Raw genomic sequence first — 22,552 nt, forward strand, 5'->3', positions numbered from 1 at the left:
ACTGTGGACCGCATCCGGCGGGCGGCGGCTCCGCGGGCCACGACCGTCGATCCCGGACGATCTTCCCGGGTCGCGGGAGGCCCCGGTCGCGGCGGTCAGCGAACCGCGCGCGGGCCGTTCACGGGCACCACGGCGTCGCGCACCTCGGCCACCAACGCGCGCATGGCCAGTTCGGCGGCCTCCGGGCGCCGGGACGCGACCGCCCGCGCCACCTCCTCGTGCAGGTCCAACGCGCCGGGCACGGGCTTCTCCGGCATCAGCCCCAGGCTCGTCCGCCCGCGCAGCACGACCGCGACCACCCCTTGGAGCGCGGCGAACATCTCGTTGCCGCCCGACTCCAGCAGCAGCGCGTGGAAGGCGACGTCCAGCTCGAGGAACTCCTCCAGCCGCCCCGCCTCGCCCAGCCGGCGCATCCGCGTGGCGAGGTCGAGCAGGCGGTCGCGCTCCCGCGCCGACGCGTTCCACGCCGCCCGCGCCGCGGCCACCGGCTCGACCGCGATCCGCAGTTCGGTGAGCGCGCGCAACTGGGCGTCGCGGTGCGGCCCGGCCAGCCGCCACCAGATCAACCTCGGGTCGTAGACCTGCCAGGACGACGGGGGCTGCACGGTGATGCCGACCCGCCGCCGCGACGTCACCAGGCCCATCGACTCCAGCACCCGCATGGTTTCGCGGGCGACGGTCCGGGACACCCCGAACCGCTCCTGGATGCCGTCGAGCGTCAGCACCCGCCCCTCGGCGAGGTCGCCGCTGGTGATCTCCAGCCCGAGGGTGTCGAGCACGGAGGTGTGCAGGGCGTCGCCGCCCGGGACGCCCTCACGACGTGGTACCGGCACGGCAGCAGCGTAGCCCGGCGGGCCTTCCTCAGCGCGATCAAAGGTGATACCTTTCGCCGCCAAAGGTACTACTTTTGATCGTCTCGTCGTCGCAGCCGAGAGGTGCACCCCATGACCACGAGTGCCGAGCCGACCTGCGTGGTCGTGATGGGCGTGTCCGGATCCGGCAAGAGCACCGTCGCCCGGGTGCTGGCCGACCGGCTCGACTGGCCGATGGCCGAGGCCGACGAGTTCCACCCGGCCGCCAACATCGGGAAGATGTCGGCGGGCACCCCGCTCACCGACGACGACCGCGCGCCCTGGCTGGCCGCGATCCGCGACTGGATCACCGCCCGCGCCGCCGCCGGCGAGAGCGCGGTCGTCACGTGCTCGGCGCTCAAACGCGCCTACCGCGACGTGCTGCGGGAGGCGGGCGCCCGGGTCCGCTTCCTGCACCTGCACGGCGCCGCCGACGTGATCGGCGAGCGGATGCGGCACCGCTCCGGCCACTTCATGCCGCCGTCCCTGCTCCGGTCGCAGTTCGACACCCTCGAACCGCTGCGGTCCGACGAGGACGGCGCCGAGGTCGACGTGACCTCGGCGCCCGAGCTGATCGTCGAGGAAGCCGTGACCCGGCTCGACCTCGCCGCCGGACACCCGGCCACCCCCTGACCCGCCGGAACCCTCGAGAGCGACGGAGCTGCCGATGACCACCAACGACGACTGGGTCCAGACCTTCGGCACGGGCGCCCTGCTCGGCATCGCCGCGGGCGCGGTCGCCCTGCTGCTGTTCCTCATCATGTACCTGCGGGTGCACGCGTTCCTGGCGTTGGTGCTGGTCAGCCTGCTCACCGCGTTCGCCGCGCGCATCCCGGCCGACACGGTGGTGCCCACCCTCGTCGGCGGGTTCGGCACCACCCTCGGCAGCGTCGCGCTGCTCGTCGGCCTCGGCGCGATCCTGGGCAGGCTCGTGGAGGTCACGGGCGGCGCCCAGTCGTTGACCGAGGCGTTGATCCGCCGGTTCGGCGAGCAGCGCGCGCCGCTCGCGCTCGGCGTCAGCTCGCTGGTGTTCGGCTTCCCCATCTTCTTCGACGCCGGCCTGGTCGTGATGCTGCCGATCGTGTTCGCGGTGGCCCGGCGGCTGGGCGGCGGCGTGCTGCGCTACGGCCTGCCCGCTGCGGGCGCGTTCTCCGTGATGCACGTGTTCGTGCCGCCCCACCCCGGTCCGGTCGCGGCGACCGAGCTGCTCGGCGCGGACGTCGGCCTGGTGATCGCGTTCGGCCTGCTGATCGCGATCCCCACCTGGTACCTGACCAGCTACCTGTTCGGGCTGGCGATGGGCAGGCGGCTGGAGCTGCCCGTGCCGACGATCCTCAGCGGCGGACCGCAGGTCGAGGACCACGAGAACCCGCCGCGCCCGGGCACGGTCGTCGCGCTCCTGCTGCTCCCGCTCGTCATGATCTTCACCAACACCGGGCTGGACGCGGCGCGCGCCGCCGGGTGGGTCGACGGCGAGGCGTCCTGGTTCCAGGTCGCCCGCGCGCTCGGCTCGACGCCGGTGGCGCTGCTGGTGACCGTGCTCGTCGCCTCCTACGCCCTCGGGCTGCGCAAGGAGTCGGTGGAGAAGCTGGTCGACTCAGCCCTCGGGCCGGTGTGCGCAGTCATCCTCATCACCGGCGCGGGCGGCATGTTCGGCGCGGTGCTGCGGGCCGGCGGCATCGGGGACGCGCTGTCGGTCGGGCTGACCGACGTCGGGCTGCCGGTGTTCGCGGCCGGGTTCGTCATGGCCGCCGCGCTGCGGATCGCGCAGGGCTCGGCGACGGTCGCGCTGACCACGGCCGCGGGTCTGGTGCAGCCCGTCGTGCAGGCGGGCGGGTTCAGCGCGGTCGAGCTGGCCGCGATCGTGCTCGCCCTGGCGGCGGGCTCGGTGATCGCGAGCCACGTCAACGACTCGGGCTTCTGGCTGGTCGGCAACCTGATGGGGATGGACGTGCGGACCACGTTGACGACGTGGACGGTCATGGAGACCATGATCAGCCTGGTCGGCTTCGGCCTGTCCGCGGTGCTGTTCCTGCTCGGTTGACCCCCGGCCGCGCCTCGGGGGCGAACCGGGGGTGATCTCCGGGATCCGCCGGATCATGGACGCGGCGCGAGGCGGGAGGCTCGGCGGCATGACGAGAACCTTCCGCCGCGCCGCCGTCGCGGCACTGGCGGGCACCGCGCTGATCGGGTTGGCCGCGGCGGTCCCGCAGCAGGCCGCCGCGCAGCCCGCGCCGACGCCCGCGTTCGACTTCGCCGACTGCCCCGCGATCCCCGCCGGCGCCGACCCCGCGCAGTGGCGCTGCGAGGTGCTGGTGTCCACCGGCGCCATCAAGTTCGGCACCCTGCCCGAGCAGAGCACCGGCGCGATGCGGCTGACGTTCGCCGAGGGGCGGCTGGACGGCGAGTTCGCGCAGGTCTTCGGCGCGCTGCGGGCCGAGCCGACCCGCGTGCCGGGCGGCCTGCTCGGCGTGCCCGGGCACCACCCGGTGCTGCGCACGGACCTGCGCATCGAGTACGCCGGGTTCGCCGACTTCCTCTCCGACGGCGACCGGATGGGCGTGCAGCACCTGAAGCTGCGCGTGCTCAACGGCCTGCTGCCCGACACGTGCTCGATCGGCGACGACGCGGACCCGCTCGTGTTCCGCCCCGTCCGGACCAGCGGCCCCGACCGGATCTCCGCCGATCCGCCGGTGGTCCGGTTCACCATCGAGGACACCGCGTTCGCCGTGCCCGCGGCCCGCGGCTGCGGTGGCCTGGACCGGTTGGTGGACAAGCGGTTCGGCCTGCCCTCCCCCGCCGGCGCGAACTCGATGAAGCTCACCACCCTGGTGGGGTTGAAGAGCTACACCGAGCTGTGACGGGTTCCCGGCCTCGACCGCTCCGACCGGTCGGGGCCGGTACCGGCCGGTCGCCGGTGCGACGGCCCCGCCGGGGCGTTAGGTTTCGTGCCATGAACGAGACCCCGGACATCAAGCCGCGCAGTCGCGACGTCACCGACGGCCTGGAGAGGACCGCCGCGCGCGGGATGCTGCGGGCGGTCGGGATGGGTGACGACGACTGGGCCAAGCCCCAGATCGGTGTCGCCTCGTCGTGGAACGAGATCACGCCGTGCAACCTGTCGTTGGACCGGCTGGCGAAGGCGAGCAAGGACGGCGTGCACGCGGCGGGCGGCTACCCGCTGGAGTTCGGCACGATCTCGGTGTCCGACGGCATCTCCATGGGCCACGAGGGCATGCACTTCTCCCTGGTGTCGCGCGAGGTCATCGCGGACAGCGTGGAGACGGTCATGCAGGCCGAGCGGCTGGACGGCTCGGTGCTGCTCGCGGGCTGCGACAAGTCGCTGCCCGGCATGCTCATGGCCGCCGCGCGGCTCGACCTGGCCAGCGTGTTCCTCTACGCGGGCTCGATCCTGCCCGGCCGGGTCACCCTGACCGACGGCAGCGAGCGCGAGGTCACGATCATCGACGCGTTCGAGGCCGTCGGCGCCTGTGCCCGCGGCCTGATGAGCCGTGAGGACGTCGACCTGATCGAACGCGCCATCTGCCCCGGCGAGGGCGCGTGCGGCGGCATGTACACCGCGAACACCATGGCGAGCGCGGCCGAGGCGCTGGGCATGTCCCTGCCGGGCAGCGCCGCGCCGCCCGCCACGGACCGGCGGCGCGACGGGTTCGCCCGCAAGTCCGGCGAGGCCGTGGTCGGGATGCTGCGCAAGGGCATCACCGCGCGGCAGATCATGACCCGGGAGGCGTTCGAGAACGCGATCGCCGTGGTGATGGCGTTCGGCGGGTCGACCAACGCCGTGCTGCACCTGCTGGCCATCGCGCACGAGGCCGAGGTGGAGCTGAGCCTGGACGACTTCACCCGGATCGGCGAGAAGGTGCCCCACCTCGCCGACGTCAAGCCGTTCGGACGGCACGTGATGACCGACGTCGACCGCATCGGCGGCGTGCCCGTGGTGATGAAGGCGCTGCTGGACGCGGGCCTGCTGCACGGCGACTGCCTGACCGTCACCGGCCGCACGGTCGCCGAGAACCTGGCCGACATCGCGCCGCCGGACCCCGACGGCACGGTGCTGCGCGCGATGAGCGAGCCGATCCACCGCACCGGCGGCATCACGATCCTGCGCGGCTCGCTCGCGCCCGACGGCGCGGTGGTGAAGTCCGCCGGGTTCGACTCCGACGTGTTCACCGGGACCGCCCGCGTGTTCGACCGCGAGCGCGCGGCCATGGACGCGCTGGAGGACGGCACGATCACCGCCGGCGACGTGGTCGTCATCCGCTACGAGGGCCCCAAGGGCGGGCCGGGGATGCGCGAGATGCTCGCCATCACCGCCGCGATCAAGGGCGCCGGGCTGGGCAAGGACGTCCTGCTGCTCACCGACGGCCGGTTCTCCGGCGGCACGACCGGCCTGTGCGTCGGCCACGTCGCACCGGAGGCGGCGGACGGCGGTCCGATCGCGTTCGTCCGCGACGGCGACCCGATCACGCTCGACGTCGCCAACGGCACGCTGGACCTCGGCGTGGACGCCGCCGAGCTGGCCGCCCGCCGCGAGGGCTGGACGCCGCTGCCCGCGCGGTACCAGCGGGGCGTGCTGGCGAAGTACTCGAAGCTCGTCGGCTCCGCCTCCGGCGGCGCGGTCTGCGGCTGACGCGGAGCGGTGCCCGACCCCCTCGCGAGGGTCGGGCACCGCTTCAGGCTCACGGAGCCGGGTACTCCGCGATGTAGACCGGAACGCCGACTCCGGTCAGGTCGGCCGGGCCGCCCACGCCGTTGACGACGTGGTCGATCACGCCCGCGCTGAGGTTGACGGTCATGATGTGGCGCAGCTTCACGCCCGGCGTCTCGGGGACCTCGAAGCCGTTCTCGGTGTGGATCGTCGGGTTGTTCTGGTTGAACACGTACACGCCCGCGCCGTGCAGGGTGTGCTCGCGGACGTGGTCGCCGACCTTGTAGCCGGCCCAGCCCTCGACGTCGCCCTTCATCCAGTCCGCCTGCGTCGGCGGGTCGTAGGGCAGCTCGTTCTGGTAGAGCACGACGGTGCCGCGCTCGCCGTTCCAGACGGTGTTGTGCCGCTGGAAGTGCTCCACGAACAAGCCGGTCGCGGTCACGTCGTCACCGTTGACGACCACGCCGGTGAGGCCCGTGTTGGTGTTCCAGCGCTGCGTGTCGGTGAAGCCCTCCACGCCGTGGTCCGCGCGCCACACCCACGTGTGGTCGATGAGCACGTGGTCGCTGTTGACCTCCAGCGCGGTGTCGACCTTGCCGACGTGCGGGCCGCCGACGCGGAAGTACACGTCCGACAGCGTGGTCGGGTTGGCCGGGTCGGCCGGCCGGTTGCCGTGCTTCTTGCCCACGCGCAGCAGCACGGGCGACAGCTCGGTGCCCGCGTCGATCGTGACGCCGGCGATGACGACGCCCGGCACGTCCGCGACGTCCAGCGGGGTCGAGCCGTTCACGGCGGTCAGCGTGGCGTGCCCGAGACCGAGGACCACGGTGTCGGCCCGCTTGACCTCGATGCTGCGGGCGATGTCGTAGACGCCCGGCGTGAGCAGCAGGTGCTTGCCGCGCGCCAGCTGGTTGTTGATGTCGCGCGCCGAGTCGCCGGGCTTGGCGACGAAGAACTCCGACAGCGGGATCGTGCGGCCGGGCGTCACGCCGTTCGCCCACGACACACCGCTGGTGTCGCGCTTGGCGGCCGGGACGCGGACGTTGTAGCGGCCCTTGTCGTCGACGAACAGGTACGGCTTCTCACGGCTCAGCGACGTGGTGTCGAGCGTGGTGTAGGGCGGGTTCGGGAACGCCGCGTCGTCGGGCGCGCCCGCGACACCGGAGAACACCTGGTTCCACACGCCGTTCGACCAGCTGCCCAGCTCGCTGTTGCGGGTCAGCCACTGCTGCTGCGAGCCGTTGACGACGGCCGGCAGCCGGGAGTCGGCGATGAAGCCGCCGCTGGCGTACTGCGGGCCGGCGGTGCAGTAGTCCATCAGCGTGAACGTGCCGCTGGTGACGTTGAGCCGGCGCAGCGACACCGCCTGGGACACGGCCCAGAAGTTGGCGCCGGCGCGGCAGCCGTCCTGCCCCTTGCCGTCGATGTTGATGGTGAGGTTGCCCAGGGTGCGCCAGAAGTTCACCAGCGCCAGGCAGTTGGCCGTGCCGCCCTCGGTAAGGCAGCGGTTGTAGACCTCGACCTTGCCGTTGATCACGACGTCGGTCGGGGAGGCGCCGAGGCCCGCGATCTCGGTGTAGTAGCCGACCTTGATCTGCAACGGCCGCTCGGCCGTGCCGTAGTGACCCGGCTTGAACAGGTAGGCGTACCGCTGGGCGCCCATCTCGTTGTCGACCTGGGCGGCGTGCGTGGCGTCGAGCGCGGCCTGGATCTCGGCGACCGGCATGGAAGGGTCGAACACCTTCACGTTCACGCCGAGGTCCTGCGTGCGCCGGGGCGGGTCGGCGCTCACGGCCGGCGCCGCGGCCGTGGTGGCGGCGGCCAGGGCGAGACCGAGCACGAACACCCGGCGCAGTCTCGCGGGAGCGCTCTCGCGTCTGGCGTGGCGCATGATCGTCATTGACATGCCTCTGAGGGTAGTGACGCCGACCACTCGAACGTGAGAGCGCTCTCTCAGGTTCGGGGAGGTCAGGCGTTGGCGGTGTGGAGTTGGCTATTTCTACTTCACGATCCGCTCCCGCGCCATGCTCGACGAGCACGAATTCGTCCCGGTACGACCGGGAAACGCGCGCGCGGTTCCCCTGCGCGTTGTGCTGGTCACTGAAGGTGGATCGACAGACAATCAGCGCCTTGGCGCATGCGGAACACCCGATCGCGGCGCCCCTCGGCGACGCGACCGTCAGCGACCTCCTGGACCGGGCGATCCGTCGGCCGGACGCCCACCTGCTCGACCTCGGCTGCGGCGAGGGCGCGTGGTTGCTGCGCGCGGCGCAGGAGCACGACGGCATCACCGCGGTGGGCGTGGACATCTCCGGCGCGGGGTTCGACGGGACCCTCGCCGACGCCGCCCGGCTCGGCGTGGCCGACCGGCTGGAACTCCTCCAGCAGGACGTGACCGCGTACCGGTCGGACCGCAAGGCGGACGTGGTGCTCAGCGTCGGCGCGGCCTACGCCTTCGGCGAGCTGCTGCCCGCCCTCGCCGCCGCGCGGGGCCACCTCGCCGAGGACGGCGTGGTAGTGCTCGGCGACTGCTTCTGGGAACGCGAGCCGAGCCCGGAGCTGCGGGCGGAGCTGGAGGACGGCCCGCAGAAGTACGCCGACCTGGCGACCACGGTCGCGCGCGTGGTCGCCGACGGCTGGACCCCGGTGCACGGCCACGTGAGCACGCTCGCGGAGTGGGACGAGTACGAGTGGAGCTGGACCGGCTCGCTGGCCGCGTGGGCGCTGGACCACCCCGACCACCCGGACCGCGAGCAGGTGCTCGCCACCTCCGCCGCGCACCGGGACAGCTGGCTCAACGGCTATCGCGGCGTGCTCGGCTTCGTCACCCTCGTGCTGCGGCCGACGCCGTAGGGAGCGCGAGCGCTATCACGACGGGGGGTCGACCAGGCCCCGGCCGACAGCCCGGTCATGCCGTCGCGGCCCGCACGCCGCCGGACGTGACGCCCGGCGGCGTGCGGTGGCCTACCCGGCCGGCTCGGGCGGCAGCTTGTCGGGCGTGGCCACGATGTCCACCCGCCGGACCTTCCCGTCGTGGACGGTGAAGGAGCAGACGAACCTGGTGGCCGTGCCGGTCGTCGCGGCGAACCCGGGACCGCCGTTCACCGCGACCGGCGTGATGCCCTGACCGGCGGGCATCTTGCGGCGCACGGCGACCAGGAACCACGCCACCCGGTCCGCGCCGAGCACCGGCCGACGGGCCACCCCGCGCAGGCCGCCGCCATCGCTGGTCAGCACGACGTCCGGGTCGAGCACGGCCAGCAGGCCGCGCAGGTCGCCGTGGCCGACGGCGCGCAGGAACGCGTCGACGGCGCGGCGGTGCTCGACCGTGCCGACGTCGACCCTCGGCGCGCCGGCCGCGACGTGCGCCCGGGCCCGGACGGCCAGTTGCCGCACGGCGGCCGGACTGCGGCCGACGACGCCGGCGATCTCCGGGAACGGCATGCCGAACACCTCGTGCAGCACCCACGTGGTGCGTTCGGCGGGCGTGAGGGTTTCGAGCACGACCATGAGCGCGAAGCTCACCGCGTCGTCCAGCGTCACCCGATCCGCCGGGTCGTCGGCGACGGGGTCCACCAGCGGCTCGGGCAGCCAGGGCCCGACGTACTCCTCGCGCCGCACCCGCGCGGACCGCAGCACGTCCACCGCGCGTCGCGCCACCGCCACCACCGCCCACGCCTCGACGTCGCGGACGGTCTCCTGCTCGTCGGCGGCGGCCAGCCGCAGCCAGCAGTCCGACACCACGTCCTGCGCCTCGGCGACCGTGCCGACCAGGGAGTACGCGACACCGACCAGTCGTGGCCGCAGGCGGGTGTACTCGGCGGCCAGCCGGGCGACCCGATCGGCGGCGGGGTCGGTCACGGGGTCGGTCGCGGGGTCGGCGACCCGGTCGGCGGCGGGGCCGGTCGCGGGGCGGGTGCGGCGGTCGGTCACGGGCCCACCGTCTCCAGGTACTCGGCGAACGTCTCCCTGCCCTCGGTGTACTCGCCCGCCGGGCACAGCGCGCCCGTGGACAGCCCGGCCGGACCCTCCGCCGCCTCCTCGACCCGCACCGCGTCACCCCGCCGCGCCACCACCCGCCGGGCCATGTCGACCACCCGGATCCGCTCCGGCCCCGCGATCGGCAAGGCCAGCCCTTGCGGCTCACCCACCGCCAGCTCCACCAGCCGCGCCGCCACGTCGGCCGTCGACACCGGCTGCGACAGCATCGGCGGCACCTGCGCCACCGGGCCGGTCGCGCCCGCCAGCACCTGCCACGCGAACTCGAAGAACTGCGTGGCCCGCAGCACCGTCCACGGCACCGGCCCGGCCGCCACCAGCGCCTCCTGACGCCGCTTGCCCAGGTAGTAGTCGAGGTCGACCACGTCCGAGCCCACGATCGACAGCACCACCAGGTGCCGCACGCCCGCCCGCGCCGCCGACGCCAGCAGGTGGCCGGTGCCCTCGGTGAAGAAGCGCTCGACCTCCTCCAGGCTCCGCCAGTTCGCCGGGTTCGACACGTCGACCACCGCCTCGGCCCCCGCCAGCGCCGCGTCGAGCCCGGCGCCGGTGAGCAGGTCGACCCCGTCCGCACGGCTCAGCACCACCGGCTCGTGCCCGACCCGCCGCACCTCGTCGACCACCCGACGCCCCGCCGCGCCCGTACCGCCGACCACCGCGATCCTCATCATCGAACCCGTCCTCGTGATCTGCCGGAAAACCCTGTCACGGACAGGACGACCCGGCCGGCGCGGACTGTGACATCACCCGGTCTCAGTCACTCCCCCGGGCCAGCCGGGACGGCCACCAGATGCGCCTGCCCACGTCCACGCCCAGCGCCGGCACCAGCAGCGACCGCACCACGAACGTGTCCAGCAGCACGCCGAACGCCACGATGAACGCGATCTGCGCGAGGAACAGGATGGGCAGCACCGCCAACGCCGAGAACGTCGCCGCGAGCACGACCCCCGCCGACGTGATCACCCCGCCGGTGATGGTCAGCCCGCGCAGCACGCCCGCCCGCGTGCCCAGCTCGGCGGACTCCTCGCGCACCCGCGTCATCAGGAAGATGTTGTAGTCGATCCCCAACGCCACCAGGAACACGAACCCGAACAGCGGCACCACCGGGTCGGCGCCCGGGAAGTCGAAGATCCCGTTGAACACCAGCGCCGCCACGCCCATGGTCGCGGCGAACGACAGCACCACCGTGGCGATCAGCAGCAACGGCGCGAGCAGCGACCGCAGCAGCAGCGCCAGCACCAGGAAGATCACCAGCAGCACGATCGGGATGATCACCAGCCGGTCGCGTTCGGACGTGAGCTGCGTGTCCAGCTGGGTGGCGGTGGGCCCGCCGACCTTGGCGTCGGCGTCCGGCACCGCGCGCACGGCCTCACGCAGCCGTTGCACGGTCGCCAGCGCCGCCTCGGAGTCCGCCGGGTCCTCCAGCACGACGTCGAGCCGCACCAGCCCCGCCGCCTCGCCCGCCGGCCGCACCGAGGACACGCCGTCCACGTCCGCCGCACCGGCCACCGCCTGCGCCTGCCCCGCACGGGCCAGCACGACGGTCGGCGCGCCGCTGCCGCCCGGGAAGTGGCGGGACAGCACCTCCTGCCCGGCCACCGAGTCGACCTCGGTGAGGAACACGTCCGACTGCGCCGTGCCCGACGCCTTGAGCTGCGGCACGAACGCCACGCCCACCAGCAGCACCACCGTCGTCACGACCCACGTCGCGCGCGGCCGGGCGGAGATCACGCGGGCCACCCGCGCCCACAGCCCGCTCGCCTCCGGGTGCGGCGAGCCGAGCTTCGGGCGCAACGGCCAGAACGCCGACCGCCCCAGCAGGACCAGCACGGCGGGCAGGAACGTCACCGAGGCGAGCAGCGCCGCGCCGATCCCGATCGCCGCCACCGGGCCGAGGCCCTTGTTCGAGTTGAGGTCGCTGAACAGCAGGCACAGCACACCGAGCACGACCGTGCCCGCCGACGCGGCGATCGGCTCGATGGTGGCCCGCCACGCCACCCGCATCGCCCGGTAGCGGTCCTCGGTGTCGCGCAGCTCCTCGCGGAACCGGGACACCAGCAGCAGCGCGTAGTCCGTCGCCGCGCCGAACACCAGGATGAACAGGATGCCCTGGCTCTGGCCGTTGAGGTCGATCACGTCGCCGTCCGCGAGCAGGTACACGGCGAGGCTGGCCACCCCGAGCGCGAACACCCCGGACAGCAGCACCACCAGCGGCAGCAACGGGCTGCGGTAGACGAGCACGAGGATCAGCGCCACCACCGCGCCCGCGACCAGGAGCAGCAGGCCGTCGATGCCGCCGAACGCCTCCTTCAGGTCGGCGACCTGCGCGGCGGGCCCGGTCACCAGCACGGTGAGCCCCTCGGGCGGGTCCGTCAGCTTCGCCCGGATGGCCTCCACCGCGCCGGCCGGGTCGCCCGGGTCGACGGCGACGACGACCTGCGCGGCCTGGTCGTCGCGCGGTGACGGGATCACCGGCGACGCCTCGCCGGGGAACTCCCGGCCGCCCAGGTAGTCGCGGTCGGCCGGGGTGAGGCCGGAGGCGCGTTCGGCCACCACGACCGCGGGCAGGCCGCGCGCGTCGCCGAACGCCTTGACCCGCTCGGACACCTCCGTCGCCTCGGCGGAGGCGGGCAGGAACGCGGTGCTGTCGTTGACCGCGACCTCGCTCAGCTTGCCCGCGAACGGGCCGGAGAACCCGCCGAGCGCCAGCCACGCGACCGCCACGAGGGCGGGCAGCAACCAGCGCGTGCGGGACCGGGTCGTGTGCACGGGACAATGACCTCCGAGACCATGTAGTTCGACGATCCAATAATTCGACCGTCGAAACAATAACGGGAGGGCGCATGGCCGACCACTCGGTCCTGGTCAGGTTGCTCCGGCAGCTCACGGTCGAAACCGACCGGTTCGTGGAGATCTTCGGCGAGCGGCAGCGGATGCACCGCACCGACCTCGACGCGCTCGCGGTGATCATGGACGCGCGGTGGGGCGACGAGCCGATGTCGCCGACCAGGCTGGCCGAGGCCCTGCACCTGAGCGCGTCCGCGACCACGTCCGTGCTCGACCGGCTGGAGGCGTCCGGGCACGTCGAACGCGCGCGCAACCCCCACGACCGGCGCAAGGTCGAGCTGCGCGTCCCGGCCAAGGCGCTGGAGCTGGGCCGCGACTTCTTCGAGCCGCTGGACCACGCGTTCACCCGTGCGTGGCGGCAGTTCGACGACGCCGACAAGGAGGTCATCGCCCGGTTCCTGACCGCGAGCATCGACGCGACCGTGGCGGTGCGGGCGGGGCTGACGCGGTCACCGGACCCGAAGTCATCCTCGCCGGACCCGCAGTGACCAGCGGGTAACCGGACCGCGCCGAACCCAAAGCGACAAACTCTCACGAGTGGAGATCCTCTTCTCTAGCCTCGGCTCGCACGGGCACACGTTCCCCTTGGTGCCCCTGGCCATCGCCGCCCGCGAGCAGGGCCACGACGTCACGTTCGCGACCACCGACACGTTCGCGAAAGCCCTGACCGCGCTCGGCATCGAGCACGTCACGGGCGGGATGGACATGCTCGACGCGTTCGAGCTCGGCAACGCGAGCCCCGCCGCGCGCAAGGCGGCGGACTTCGACCCCAGGCGCGTGTCGAAGGTGTTCGGCTCGATCCTGGCGCGCCGCCACGCCGCGGACCTGGTCCCGATCATCGTCGAGCACAAGCCCGACCTGGTCGTGCACGAGGTGGCCAACGTCGGCGTCGCGCTCGCGGCCAGGGCCACCGGCGTGCCCGCGGTGTGCCACTCGTTCGGGAGGTACTGGCGACCCAGCGGCCCGATGGAGGACATCCGCCTGCACCTGGCCGAGGTCGCCGCGGAGCACGGCGTGGAGCTGCCCGACGGCGACGTCATGCGGTTCGGCAACCCCTACCTGGACATCTGCCCTCCCTCGTTGCAGGACCCGGACTTCCTGGCCACCGCGACGGACCGCGTCCCGCTGCGGCCGGTGGCGTTCGCCGAGCCCGGCGTGCTGCCGCCGTGGGTGCTCGACCACCGCGAACCGCTGGTGTACCTGACCCTGGGCACGGCGTTCACGACGGTGGACGTGCTGCGCACCGCCATCGGGGGCCTCGCCGCGCTGGACGCGAAGGTGCTCGTGTCCACCGGCACGGTCGTGCAGGTGGGCGACCTGGGCGACCTGCCGGACAACGTCGTCGTGCGGGAGTGGCTGCCGCAGGCCGACCTGCTGCCGCACGCGGACCTCGTGGTGCACCACGGCGGCGCCGGCACCACGATGGGCACGTTGGGCGCGGGCGTGCCGCAGCTGATCCTGCCGCAGGGCGCCGACCAGTTCGGCAACGCCGCGATGGTGACCGAGGCCGGGCTGGGCGACCAGGTGCTCGGCGCGGAGGTGGCGGTCGAGGTGATCGCCGACAAGGCGCGCCGCCTGCTCACCGACGACGCCGTGCTCGACGCGGCGCGGGCGATGGCCGACGAGGTCGCCGCCATGCCGTCGCCGGCCGACGTGGTGAGCGTGCTGCCGGACTACGCCTGACCGCGGCGCGGACGCCGTGAGGTGATCTTCGCCTCACGGTGCGAAGAGCGCCAATCGGACGAAATTCACCCACCGTGGAAAAAATCTCGCTACGCTCGAACCAGTGCGAATCCTCTTCTCCAGCCTAGGTTTACACGGACACACCTACCCGCTGCTGCCGCTGGCGATCGCCGCCCGCGAGCTGGGCCACGACGTCTCCTACTTCACCGGCGCCGCGTTCGCGAACGCCCTGACCTCGCACGGCATCGAGCACGTCGTGGGCGGCATGGACCTGCGCGCGGCGTTCGAGCTCGCGAACGAGGGCGTCGCCGTGGGCAAGCCGCAGGACGCCGACCCGGCCCGGATCGCGGCCGCGTTCGCCTCGGTGCTGCCGCGCAACTTCGCCGCCGAGCTCGCGCCGGTCATCGCCGACCTCAAGCCCGACCTGGTGGTGCACGAGCTGGGCAACCCCGGCGCGGGACTGGCCGCGAAGGTGGCCGGCGTGCCCGGGCTGTGCCACTCGTTCGGCCGGATGTGGCAGGCGGACCAGTTCGCGAGCACCGCGCGCGGGCACCTCCTCGACGTCGCCGCGGAGCTCGGTGTCGAGATCCCCGAGGACGACGTCATGGGGCTCGGCAACCCGTACATCGACATCTGCCCGCCGTCGGTGCAGGACCCGACGTTCCTGGCCACGGCGCGCCACCGGATCCCGCTGCGGCCGGTGCCCTTCGCCGAGCCGGGCGAGCTGCCGCCGTGGGTGCTCGAACACCGCGAACCGCTGGTGTACCTGACGCTCGGCACGGCGTTCGGCGAGACGGGCGTGCTGCGCACCGCCATCGACGGCCTCGTCGCCGTGGGCGCCAAGGTCCTCGTCGCCGCCGGACCCACGGTCGACGCCGGCGCGCTCGGCGAGCTGCCGGACGACGTCGTCGTGCTCCCGTGGGTGCCGCAGGCGGACCTGCTGCCGCACGTGGACCTCGTGGTGCACCACGGCGGCAGCGGCACGACGATGGGCACGTTCGGCGCGGGCGTGCCGCAGCTGATCCTGCCGCAGGGCGCCGACCAGTTCAGCAACGCCGCCATGGTCACCGAGGCCGGGCTGGGCCGGCAGCTGCTCGGCGCGGACGTGACCGCCGAGGCGATCGCGACCGAGGCGCGGCGCCTGCTCGCCGACGAGGCGGTCCTCGGCGCGGCGCGGGCGATCGCCGACGAGGTGGCCGCCATGCCGTCGCCGCACGACGTGGCCCGCACCCTGCCCGACTACGCCTGACACCGCGCACCCGCCTGACCGCGCAACCCCGGGGGTCGCGGTCAGGCGGGCACCGTGAAGAACTGGTGCGGCTGGAACACGCAGATGTTGGCGTCGCTCTGCACGTTGCCGTCGGTGATCTCCACGAAGTAGCCGTAGGACCTGCCCGGGTCGAGCGGGACCGGCAGGGCGACCCCGCCGCGGTTGAGGCCGGTGGTCGGCTCGCCCGACCGGACCGCGTCGAGGTAGATGTTGTCCCACCACAGCAGGCGTTGCGTGTCGAACTCGCGCAGCGTGCCGCCCTCGGCGAGCCGGAACACGTAGAACGCGTCCGGGCCGCCCAGCTCGTCCAGGGTGAGCCAGTCGACCCGCCGCACGGCGCCGGTGGGTTCGGCGGTGCGCGACGGCGTGAACGCGTCGAGGACCTTCGCCCGGTTCTCCCGGTAGACCGGCACGATCCGGTCCGTCGGCTCCTGGCGCTGCACGCGCGACCGGCTCGTCACCGAACCGTCCTTCGCGGTGACCTCGATCGTGTACTCGCCCTCCGGCAGGTACCCGGTCGGCAGGTTCACCATGTACCAGTAGAAGCCGATGGCGGAGTCGTGGATGTGCCCGTTGAGGTTGCGCTGGGTGAAGGGCTCGTTGGCGAACTCGACCCGGTAGCCACCCGGCCCGCGGGCCACGATCGACTCGATCAGCTCCGGCGTCGGCGTGTCGGTCGGGTGGAACGACACCAGGAACTTGTGCTGCTCGCGCGGCAGGCCGGAACCGTCGAAGTCCCAGTAGACGTTGCAGGCCATGATGTCGTAGATCCGCACCGAGTCCATGCCGCCAGTCTCGGCGGGTCGGCGGGCCCGGCGCATCGGTGTGACCACCCACCCGCAGCCCTGCTTAACACGTAAGTCCGGGCCACTCATCGCAACTATCGCGCCGCTCGTCGTGAGGCGCTTGACCGGTTAATCGACCCGCTGCCACGGTCGGCGACGCCACCAAAGACGACCGGCGTTGGGAGACCTTCATGGCAAGACACGTGGGGACACTGGCCGTGATAGCCGCGCTCGTGGCGACGGCCGTGCTGCCGTCGGCCGCGACCGCGCACGGCAGGCCCTGGGTGGCCGGCTGGGCGGCGAGTCCCGTGGTGGGCAGCGAGATCCCGTGGAGCGACTGCCCGGCGGGCGAGGGGCTGCGGGACCAGACCGTGCGCAACGTGGTGTTCCTCAGCGCCGGCGGTGGGTCGGTGCGGGTCCGGGTGACCAACGCGTTCGGCACGACGCCGTTGCGGGTGGGCCGCGCGACGGTCGCCGTGCAGCAGTCTGGTGACGCGGCGGTGCCCGGCACGTTGCGCGCGTTGACGTTCAAGGGCAGGCGGGACGTCACGGTGCCGGCCGGCCGGGAGGTCTTCAGCGACCCGGTCCGGCTGGACGTCGAGGCGCTGTCCACGCTGCTGGTGAGCGCCTACGTGCCGGAGGCCACCGGCCCGCTGACCAACCACCCGTTCACCGCGCAGGGCAACTACCTGGCGCCCGGCGACCGGACCGGCGCGCTGTCGGGCGGGTTCCGGGACACGCCCTGCTGGATGGTCGTCAACGGCGTCGACGTCGCACCCGCGCGGCGGGTCGCGGGCACGGTGGTGGCGTTCGGCGACTCGATCACCGACACCGCCAACACCACCGGCAACGCGAACCGCCGCTGGCCGGACTTCCTGGCCAGGCGGCTGAACGCGGTGCCGGGGCGCACGCTGTCCGTGGTGAACGCGGGCCTGGGCGGCAACCGCCTCATCGCCGACCGGGACGAGCCGTTCTGGGGCGTCGCGGGCGTCACGCGGGTGCGGCGCGACGTGCTGTCGCAGACCGGCGTCAAGGCGATGATCCTGCTGGAGGCGGTCAACGACATCGGCTACAGCGCGTCGGCCGAGGACCTGATCGCCGGGCACCGGGACGTGATCGCGCAGGCGCGGGCCGCGGGCGTGAAGGTCTACGGCGGCACGATCCTGCCGTTCAAGGGTTCCTTCATCTGGACCGAGGAGCGCGAAGCGACCTGGCGCGCGCTCAACGACTGGATCCGCACGTCCGGCGAGTTCGACGGCGTGGTGGACTTCGCCGCCGCGACGGGCGTGCCCGGCGACCCGGCCACGCTGAACCCGGCCTACGACAGCGGCGACCACCTGCACCCGAACGACGCGGGCACGGAAGCCATGGCGAACGCCGTCGACCTGGCCATGCTGCTGCGCCGCTGAGCCGCTGCGCTGTCCGGGGTGGGTCCGCTGTCGGCGAACGCCCCGGACAGCACGGCCCGCGCGAGAGCACGATTGAGTGCGTAATCGTGTAATCGAGGGAGGCGCCGATGGATCCGCTGGACGCCTACTCGCAGGCCGTCATCGCGGTCGCGAAGTCGGTCACGCCGCACGTGGCCAGCGTGCGCATGCCGCGCGGGACCGGGTCGGCGGTGGTGTTCACCGACGACGGCTACCTGCTGACCAACGCGCACGTCGTCGGCGGCGGGCGGGACGGCACGGCGGTGTTCGCCGACGGCGCCGAGTCGCCGTTCACGGTCGTCGGCGCCGACCCGCTCGCCGATCTCGCCGTGCTCAAGGCGTCGGCGGAGGCCCCCGGCGCGGCGAGGTTCGGCGACGCCGACCACCTCCAGGTCGGCCAGCTCGTCATCGCCGTCGGCAACCCGCTGGGCCTGGCCGGCTCGGTGACCGCCGGGGTGGTCAGCGCGCTGGGCCGCGCGGTGCCGGTGAGCAACGGCCGGGCCGGACGCGTGATCGAGGACGTGATCCAGACCGACGCGGCGCTCAACCCGGGCAACTCCGGCGGCGCGCTGGCCAACTCCGCCGGCGAGGTGGTCGGCATCAACACCGCGTTGGCGGGCATCGGCCTCGGCCTGGCCATCCCGATGAACAGCACCACCCGGCGCATCCTGTCGACCCTGATGGTCGAGGGCCGGGTGCGGCGGGCCTACCTCGGCGTGATCGGCGCCCCCGCGCCGCTGCCGGACGCCGTCGCCGAGCGCACCGGGCAACGCGCGGGCGTCCGGCTGGTGCAGGTCGTGCCGGGCGGTCCGGCCGAGCGGGCGGGGCTGCGCGACGGCGACCTGGTGCTCAGCGTGGCGCGCACGCCGGTCAGCGACGCCCAGGGCATCCAGCGGCAGCTGTTCGCCGAGGCCATCGGCCTACCGCTGCCGGTGACGGTCCTGCGCAACGGCGCGATGGTCGACGTCATCGCCACGCCCAGCGAGCTCACCACGTAACGCCATCGCGAACCGCCGGTGCTCGCGCACCCTCGCAAGTTCCCGCCGCGACCGCGCCCCGTCCGCCTGATCGGCGCGCGCGACCTCCCGTACCCCTTCCCCGTCCGCCCGATCGACGCGCGTGACCTCCCGCCGCGACACCGCCCGGTCGGCGTGCGAGGGCTCCCCACGCGCCCCCGCCTCCTCCACCCGACCAGCGCGCGGGAACGCCTGCGCCACGCGCGGACCGGGGCGGGGCACGACGGCGCGCGCCGCCCCGTCGGCGATCACCCGCAGGTGGTGGTCGCTCTCGGCGAAGCCCATGGCGCGGTACCAGCGCACCGTCGGCGGGTCGTCCCGGGTCCAGGCGTCCAACGTGGTCGCCCCCAACGCCGTGGCCCGAGCCCGAGCCCGCGACAGCAGCGCGCCGCCGATCCCCCGGTGCTGGTGGTCGGGGTGCACGGCGATCGTCTCAATGGTGGCCAGCTCGCCGTCGACCGCCAGGTCGAGGATGCCGACGACCACGTCACCGTCCACCGCCACGAGTTCCGCGCCGGACACCGCCGGCTTCGCCGCGACCGCGTCGTCGTGCCACGCGGTGCCCAGGAAGGACGACACCCGGCATCGCAGCCACGACGGTTCGTCACCGGCGACGTAGTCGCGCACCGCGTACCCCATCGCGACAGCCTGCCCGATCGCCTCCACCCAGGTGCACTGATTTCTCCGATCGCCGAGGGCGGACCACCTGAAAGTGCACGTCGTCGACAGGCCGGCCGGATTCCCGGCCGACGGCAACCATCCGCGCACGCCGACTGGTAGTAGGTGCGTCGGACGAGGCGAAGGGCCGTGGTGGTGGGAGTACCCGAGGGGTTCGAGGAGTTCGTGGTGGGGGCGTCACCACGCCTGCTGCGCACGGCGTTCCTGTTGACCAGGGACAGGGGGCACGCGGAAGACCTGCTGCAGACGGCGCTGGCGCGGGCGTGGCGGGCGTGGCGGCGGGTGCAGGGCGACCCGGAGCCGTACGTGCGCCGGATCATCGTCAACACCTACGCCACCTGGTGGCGCCGCAAGTGGCGCGACGAACGGCCGACCGACGTGCTGCCCGAGCCGGTCGGCGCGTCCCCGGAGGCCGCCGTCGACCAGCGCGACTGGCTGTGGCAGGCCTTGGGACGCCTCCCCCGCCGCCAACGCGCCGTGGTCGTGCTGCGGTTCTACGAGGACCTGACCGAAGCACAGGCGGCGCACGCCCTCGGCGTCTCCGTCGGCACGGTGAAGAGCCAGACCAGCAAGGCGCTGGCCCGGTTGCGGCTGGACGACACCATCACCCGGGAAGGGGTGCGGCGATGAACCTGACCGACCTCACCGAGGTGCTGCGCCACCACGCCGAACTGCCGCCCGACGCCGCGCACGGCCCCCGCATGTCCGGTATCCAGGCCAGGGTCGAGGCCTCCCGGCGGCGACGGGTGGTGGCGGCGGTCGCGGCCTCGCTCGTGGCCGTGCTGGGCGTGGCCTTCGCGTTGCGGACGCCGGTCCAGCGCGAGTCCCAACCCGCCGAGCCGAAGCCGATCGTGTTCTCCGAGCACCACGAAGGCACGCGGATCGTCGCGCAGACGTCCGGCCGGGCGCCCGCGTCGGCCATCACCCTCCGGTTCGCGCCCACCACGCCCGACCCGAAGCTGTTCATCGCCTGCGACGCGAACGACGACGACAAGCAGATGTACGCCACCCTCGTCGTCAACGGCGTGCCGTACGGCGACGGCCTGACCTGCGGACCCCCGATGAACGTCACCTTCGAGTGGGCGAAGCACGGCATCGGGGTCGGCACGCCCGTGACGGTGACCCTGTCGGCGGGAGAGCAGCTCTGGGACGAGGAGGAGCGGTGGCCGCACTCCGGCCCGATGCCGCCCGACGCCACTTTGGGCCTGGCCGTCGGCGTCCCGGTCGCGCCCGAGGACTACCCGTTCCCGCCCCGCCCGGAGACCTTGGAGCCCATCGACCCGGCGCTGGACAACACCAACCCGGGCCAACGGAGGGTCTACGAGCTGCGAGCCGACCCCGACCAGCCGAACGGCACGTGGCGGAGCACCGTGAGCCTGCCGGGCCGGCCGGTCTACGTCGGGGTGGCCGTCAACACCCCGGGCCGCATCCGGGTGCTGGTCAACGGGGTCGAGGTGGTCGAGCACGCCACGTGGACCTACCGGTCCTCCTACCTGATGGACACCAGTCAGGAGTACTGGGAGGTCGCGGTGGAGCCGGGGGCCACGGTGGACCTCACGGTCATCGTCGAGCGCACCAGCGGCGACTGGGCCGTGGTCCTCAAGGAGACGTGAGCGGTGGGCCGTGCGAGGATCCCGCCATGGTCATCGAGGTGCACGACGTTCCCGCGGAGAAGCACTTCGCGGCGGTGGTCGACGGCACGGCGGCGGGCAAGGCTGTCTACCTCCGCACGCCCGACCTGATCGTGTTCACCCACACCGAGGTGGAGCCCGCGTTCGAGGGCAAGGGCGTCGGCAGCGCCCTCGCCCGCGCCGCGCTCGACCAGGCGCGGGCGTGGGAGCTGCCCGTGCTGCCGCTGTGCCCGTTCATCAAGGGCTACATCGAGCGGCACCGCGAGTACGTCGACATCGTCTACCGCGCGCCGAAGAGCACCGCCGTGGACTGAGCGCTCAGCGGAACGACGCGGTGAAGCAGGCGAGCCGGGCGCCCGCGCTGCCCGCCCGGCCGTGCTCGGTCGCGGTGGTCGGCTGCTCGTGCAGCACGATCGAGGACGGCGCGCGGTCGTCGAACGCGAACGGCACGGTGGTCTCGGCCAGGCCGTTGCCCTGGCCGTCGGTGGTCAGCTCCAGCCAGATCTCGTTGCGCGGGTTGGCGTAGGCCGGGTCGACCGACGGCCGCTCGGGCGTCGCGGCGGGGTCGACCTCGTGCTGGTAGTGCGGACCGGCGTCGGTGCCGTTCTTGCCGCACGGGTCGGTGTGCGCGTGGACGGCGTACCCGCGGTCGGGCTGGAGCAGGTCGGCGGACAGCCGCACGGTCGTCGCGCCGTCGCCCGGGATCACCTCCAACTCCAGCTCCGCGCCCGGCGGCGCGGCCTCGGGGTCGTAGGTGAACGCCACGTCCGCCGCCTCGACCGGGGCGAGCACACCGATCTCCCGGACGCCCACCTCTTCCTCCGACGACCTGGCGTCGTCCGGTCCCGGGTCGCCGCCGCACCCCACCGCCACGCTGAGCGCGGCCACGACGAAGACGATGCGCATGCCGGTTCCCTCCACGCGTCCGCTGCGATCACCGCTCGACTACCCTCGCCGCTCCGGGTGAAACCGCGCGCGTGGCGGACCACTCGGCCGGGTGGTTCGGCACTGGTCCGCCGGACGCGGGGAAACCTCGTGGTGCCACGTCGCCGCCCGCCGAGAGGGCGGCGCACCGGGACCCGAGGGGGTTCGATGAGCACCCGCACCCTGATCGCCGCCCTCGCGTGCACGGCGGCGTTCCAGGCGCCGATCGCGCACGCGGCCGACGAGCCCGGCGCGTTGATCGCGTGCGGCACGACCGCGGAGGACCGCGTCACCTCGCGCGGCGAGGCGCTGACCCGGTCGCAGTCCTGGTTGGACGCCGGGGTGCCGTACAGCCAGCAGGCCTGTCACCAGAACGAGCACGGCAGCTACCGCACCGACTGCTCGGGCTACGTCTCGATGGCGTGGGGCCTGACGCACTCCCGCACCACGGTCACGCTCGGCGACGTGGCCACCCCGATCGCGCACGCCGACCTGCGCCCGGGTGACGCGCTCATCACCTCCTACCACGCCGCGCTGTTCGTGCGCTGGGCCGACGACGCGAAGTCGGAACCGGTCGTGCGCGAGCAGACCGGCCCCGACGGCGCGCCTCCCGTGGAGCGGAAGTGGACGGCGCAGGCGGCGAGCGCCTACACCGCGATCCGCTACTACCGGGTCACCGAGTCTTAATGACCCGTGTCAAGTGGCTGTGGGCGCTGGTGTGGCGGAACTTGTCGTTGTGAACGGCCGGTTGTCGCGCAACAGTGCCCACAGC

General features: G+C 73.2%; 22 protein-coding genes. 14 read left to right on the forward strand and 8 right to left on the reverse strand.

What is annotated here, in order from left to right; all coding sequences use genetic code 11:
• Positions 1–95: 95 nt before the first annotated feature.
• Positions 96–833 carry a FadR/GntR family transcriptional regulator gene (locus tag AB0I91_RS25835; protein ID WP_498784307.1) on the reverse strand — a complete coding sequence of 246 codons (738 nt, stop codon included), beginning with the start codon at positions 831–833 and terminating at the stop codon, positions 96–98.
• A gap of 111 nt (positions 834–944) precedes the next feature.
• Here AB0I91_RS25835 and AB0I91_RS25840 point away from each other — a divergent pair, with 111 nt between their 5' ends.
• The 4 genes from AB0I91_RS25840 (at position 945) to ilvD (ending at position 5,502) form a co-directional block, all read left to right on the forward strand.
• Positions 945–1,484, forward strand: coding sequence for a gluconokinase (locus AB0I91_RS25840; RefSeq protein WP_499614847.1), 540 nt, complete (start codon positions 945–947; stop codon positions 1,482–1,484).
• 34 nt (positions 1,485–1,518) lie between these two features.
• Positions 1,519–2,895 (forward strand): GntP family permease, encoded by a 1,377-nt coding sequence (locus tag AB0I91_RS25845; protein ID WP_498784311.1) that lies wholly within the window; start codon positions 1,519–1,521, stop codon positions 2,893–2,895.
• 88 nt (positions 2,896–2,983) lie between these two features.
• Entirely contained in the window at positions 2,984–3,712 is a 729-nt protein-coding gene (locus AB0I91_RS25850; protein ID WP_499639239.1) for a hypothetical protein, read from the forward strand.
• Positions 3,713–3,804: 92 nt separating this feature from the next.
• Positions 3,805–5,502, forward strand: coding sequence for a dihydroxy-acid dehydratase (gene ilvD, locus AB0I91_RS25855; RefSeq protein WP_499639241.1), 1,698 nt, complete (start codon positions 3,805–3,807; stop codon positions 5,500–5,502).
• 49 nt (positions 5,503–5,551) lie between these two features.
• On the opposite strand, the gene AB0I91_RS25860 is transcribed toward ilvD, so the two are convergent.
• Positions 5,552–7,426 (reverse strand): pectate lyase-like domain-containing protein, encoded by a 1,875-nt coding sequence (locus tag AB0I91_RS25860; RefSeq protein ID WP_499639243.1) that lies wholly within the window; start codon positions 7,424–7,426, stop codon positions 5,552–5,554.
• Positions 7,427–7,650: 224 nt separating this feature from the next.
• On the opposite strand from AB0I91_RS25860, the gene AB0I91_RS25865 reads away from it, so the two are divergent.
• Positions 7,651–8,373, forward strand: a complete 723-nt coding sequence (locus tag AB0I91_RS25865; RefSeq protein ID WP_498784319.1) for an SAM-dependent methyltransferase — start codon at positions 7,651–7,653, stop codon at positions 8,371–8,373.
• Between the two features lie 111 nt (positions 8,374–8,484).
• Here AB0I91_RS25865 and sigJ read toward each other — a convergent pair whose 3' ends face one another.
• From sigJ to AB0I91_RS25880, 3 genes are all read right to left on the reverse strand, one after another.
• Positions 8,485–9,453, reverse strand: a complete 969-nt coding sequence (sigJ, locus tag AB0I91_RS25870) for an RNA polymerase sigma factor SigJ (RefSeq protein ID WP_499639245.1) — start codon at positions 9,451–9,453, stop codon at positions 8,485–8,487.
• Complete coding sequence (locus AB0I91_RS25875; protein ID WP_498784323.1) at positions 9,450–10,190, reverse strand: SDR family oxidoreductase; 741 nt, start codon at positions 10,188–10,190, stop codon at positions 9,450–9,452. Before AB0I91_RS25875 ends, sigJ begins: the two co-directional genes overlap by 4 nt.
• Positions 10,191–10,272: 82 nt before the next feature.
• On the reverse strand, positions 10,273–12,288 hold the full coding sequence (locus AB0I91_RS25880) for an MMPL family transporter (RefSeq protein WP_499639247.1): 2,016 nt from the start codon (positions 12,286–12,288) through the stop codon (positions 10,273–10,275).
• A 74-nt stretch (positions 12,289–12,362) separates the two neighbouring features.
• Between AB0I91_RS25880 and AB0I91_RS25885 the strand changes: the two genes are divergently transcribed.
• The 3 genes from AB0I91_RS25885 (at position 12,363) to AB0I91_RS25895 (ending at position 15,298) form a co-directional block, all read left to right on the forward strand.
• Entirely contained in the window at positions 12,363–12,854 is a 492-nt protein-coding gene (locus tag AB0I91_RS25885; RefSeq protein ID WP_498784327.1) for a MarR family winged helix-turn-helix transcriptional regulator, read from the forward strand.
• A gap of 49 nt (positions 12,855–12,903) precedes the next feature.
• Positions 12,904–14,049 carry a glycosyltransferase gene (locus AB0I91_RS25890; RefSeq protein WP_498784329.1) on the forward strand — a complete coding sequence of 382 codons (1,146 nt, stop codon included), beginning with the start codon at positions 12,904–12,906 and terminating at the stop codon, positions 14,047–14,049.
• Between the two features lie 103 nt (positions 14,050–14,152).
• Complete coding sequence (locus AB0I91_RS25895; RefSeq protein WP_499639249.1) at positions 14,153–15,298, forward strand: glycosyltransferase; 1,146 nt, start codon at positions 14,153–14,155, stop codon at positions 15,296–15,298.
• Between the two features lie 41 nt (positions 15,299–15,339).
• On the opposite strand, the gene AB0I91_RS25900 is transcribed toward AB0I91_RS25895, so the two are convergent.
• A complete protein-coding gene (locus AB0I91_RS25900; RefSeq protein ID WP_498784334.1) occupies positions 15,340–16,104 on the reverse strand; it encodes a hypothetical protein in 765 nt (254 codons plus the stop codon).
• A gap of 191 nt (positions 16,105–16,295) precedes the next feature.
• Between AB0I91_RS25900 and AB0I91_RS25905 the strand changes: the two genes are divergently transcribed.
• The gene (locus tag AB0I91_RS25905; RefSeq protein ID WP_498784336.1) at positions 16,296–17,513 is read left to right on the forward strand and encodes an SGNH/GDSL hydrolase family protein; all 1,218 of its coding nucleotides are present in this window, start codon (positions 16,296–16,298) and stop codon (positions 17,511–17,513) included.
• 107 nt (positions 17,514–17,620) lie between these two features.
• Positions 17,621–18,529 carry a S1C family serine protease gene (locus AB0I91_RS25910; RefSeq protein WP_498784338.1) on the forward strand — a complete coding sequence of 303 codons (909 nt, stop codon included), beginning with the start codon at positions 17,621–17,623 and terminating at the stop codon, positions 18,527–18,529.
• Here the strand turns inward: AB0I91_RS25910 and AB0I91_RS25915 are convergent.
• Positions 18,452–19,186: a GNAT family N-acetyltransferase gene (locus tag AB0I91_RS25915; RefSeq protein ID WP_499612409.1), complete on the reverse strand. Its 735-nt coding sequence runs from the start codon at positions 19,184–19,186 to the stop codon at positions 18,452–18,454. The genes AB0I91_RS25910 and AB0I91_RS25915 overlap by 78 nt on opposite strands.
• Positions 19,187–19,360: 174 nt before the next feature.
• On the opposite strand from AB0I91_RS25915, the gene AB0I91_RS25920 reads away from it, so the two are divergent.
• Genes AB0I91_RS25920 through AB0I91_RS25930 form a run of 3 tightly spaced genes read left to right on the forward strand, consistent with a single transcriptional unit; the run spans position 19,361 to position 21,170 of the window.
• Positions 19,361–19,855 carry a SigE family RNA polymerase sigma factor gene (locus AB0I91_RS25920; protein ID WP_499639252.1) on the forward strand — a complete coding sequence of 165 codons (495 nt, stop codon included), beginning with the start codon at positions 19,361–19,363 and terminating at the stop codon, positions 19,853–19,855.
• Entirely contained in the window at positions 19,852–20,838 is a 987-nt protein-coding gene (locus AB0I91_RS25925; RefSeq protein ID WP_499639254.1) for a hypothetical protein, read from the forward strand. The genes AB0I91_RS25920 and AB0I91_RS25925 overlap by 4 nt, the downstream gene beginning before the upstream one ends.
• 26 nt (positions 20,839–20,864) lie before the next feature.
• Complete coding sequence (locus AB0I91_RS25930) at positions 20,865–21,170, forward strand: GNAT family N-acetyltransferase (RefSeq protein ID WP_498784346.1); 306 nt, start codon at positions 20,865–20,867, stop codon at positions 21,168–21,170.
• Between the two features lie 4 nt (positions 21,171–21,174).
• Here AB0I91_RS25930 and AB0I91_RS25935 read toward each other — a convergent pair whose 3' ends face one another.
• Entirely contained in the window at positions 21,175–21,762 is a 588-nt protein-coding gene (locus AB0I91_RS25935) for a superoxide dismutase (protein WP_499639256.1), read from the reverse strand.
• A 186-nt stretch (positions 21,763–21,948) separates the two neighbouring features.
• Between AB0I91_RS25935 and AB0I91_RS25940 the strand changes: the two genes are divergently transcribed.
• A complete protein-coding gene (locus tag AB0I91_RS25940) occupies positions 21,949–22,467 on the forward strand; it encodes a hypothetical protein (RefSeq protein WP_498784350.1) in 519 nt (172 codons plus the stop codon).
• Positions 22,468–22,552 lie beyond the last annotated feature (85 nt).

Origin of the sequence: Actinosynnema sp. NPDC049800 (genome assembly GCF_040656635.1) — a bacterium.
GTDB lineage: Bacteria > Actinomycetota > Actinomycetes > Mycobacteriales > Pseudonocardiaceae > Actinosynnema.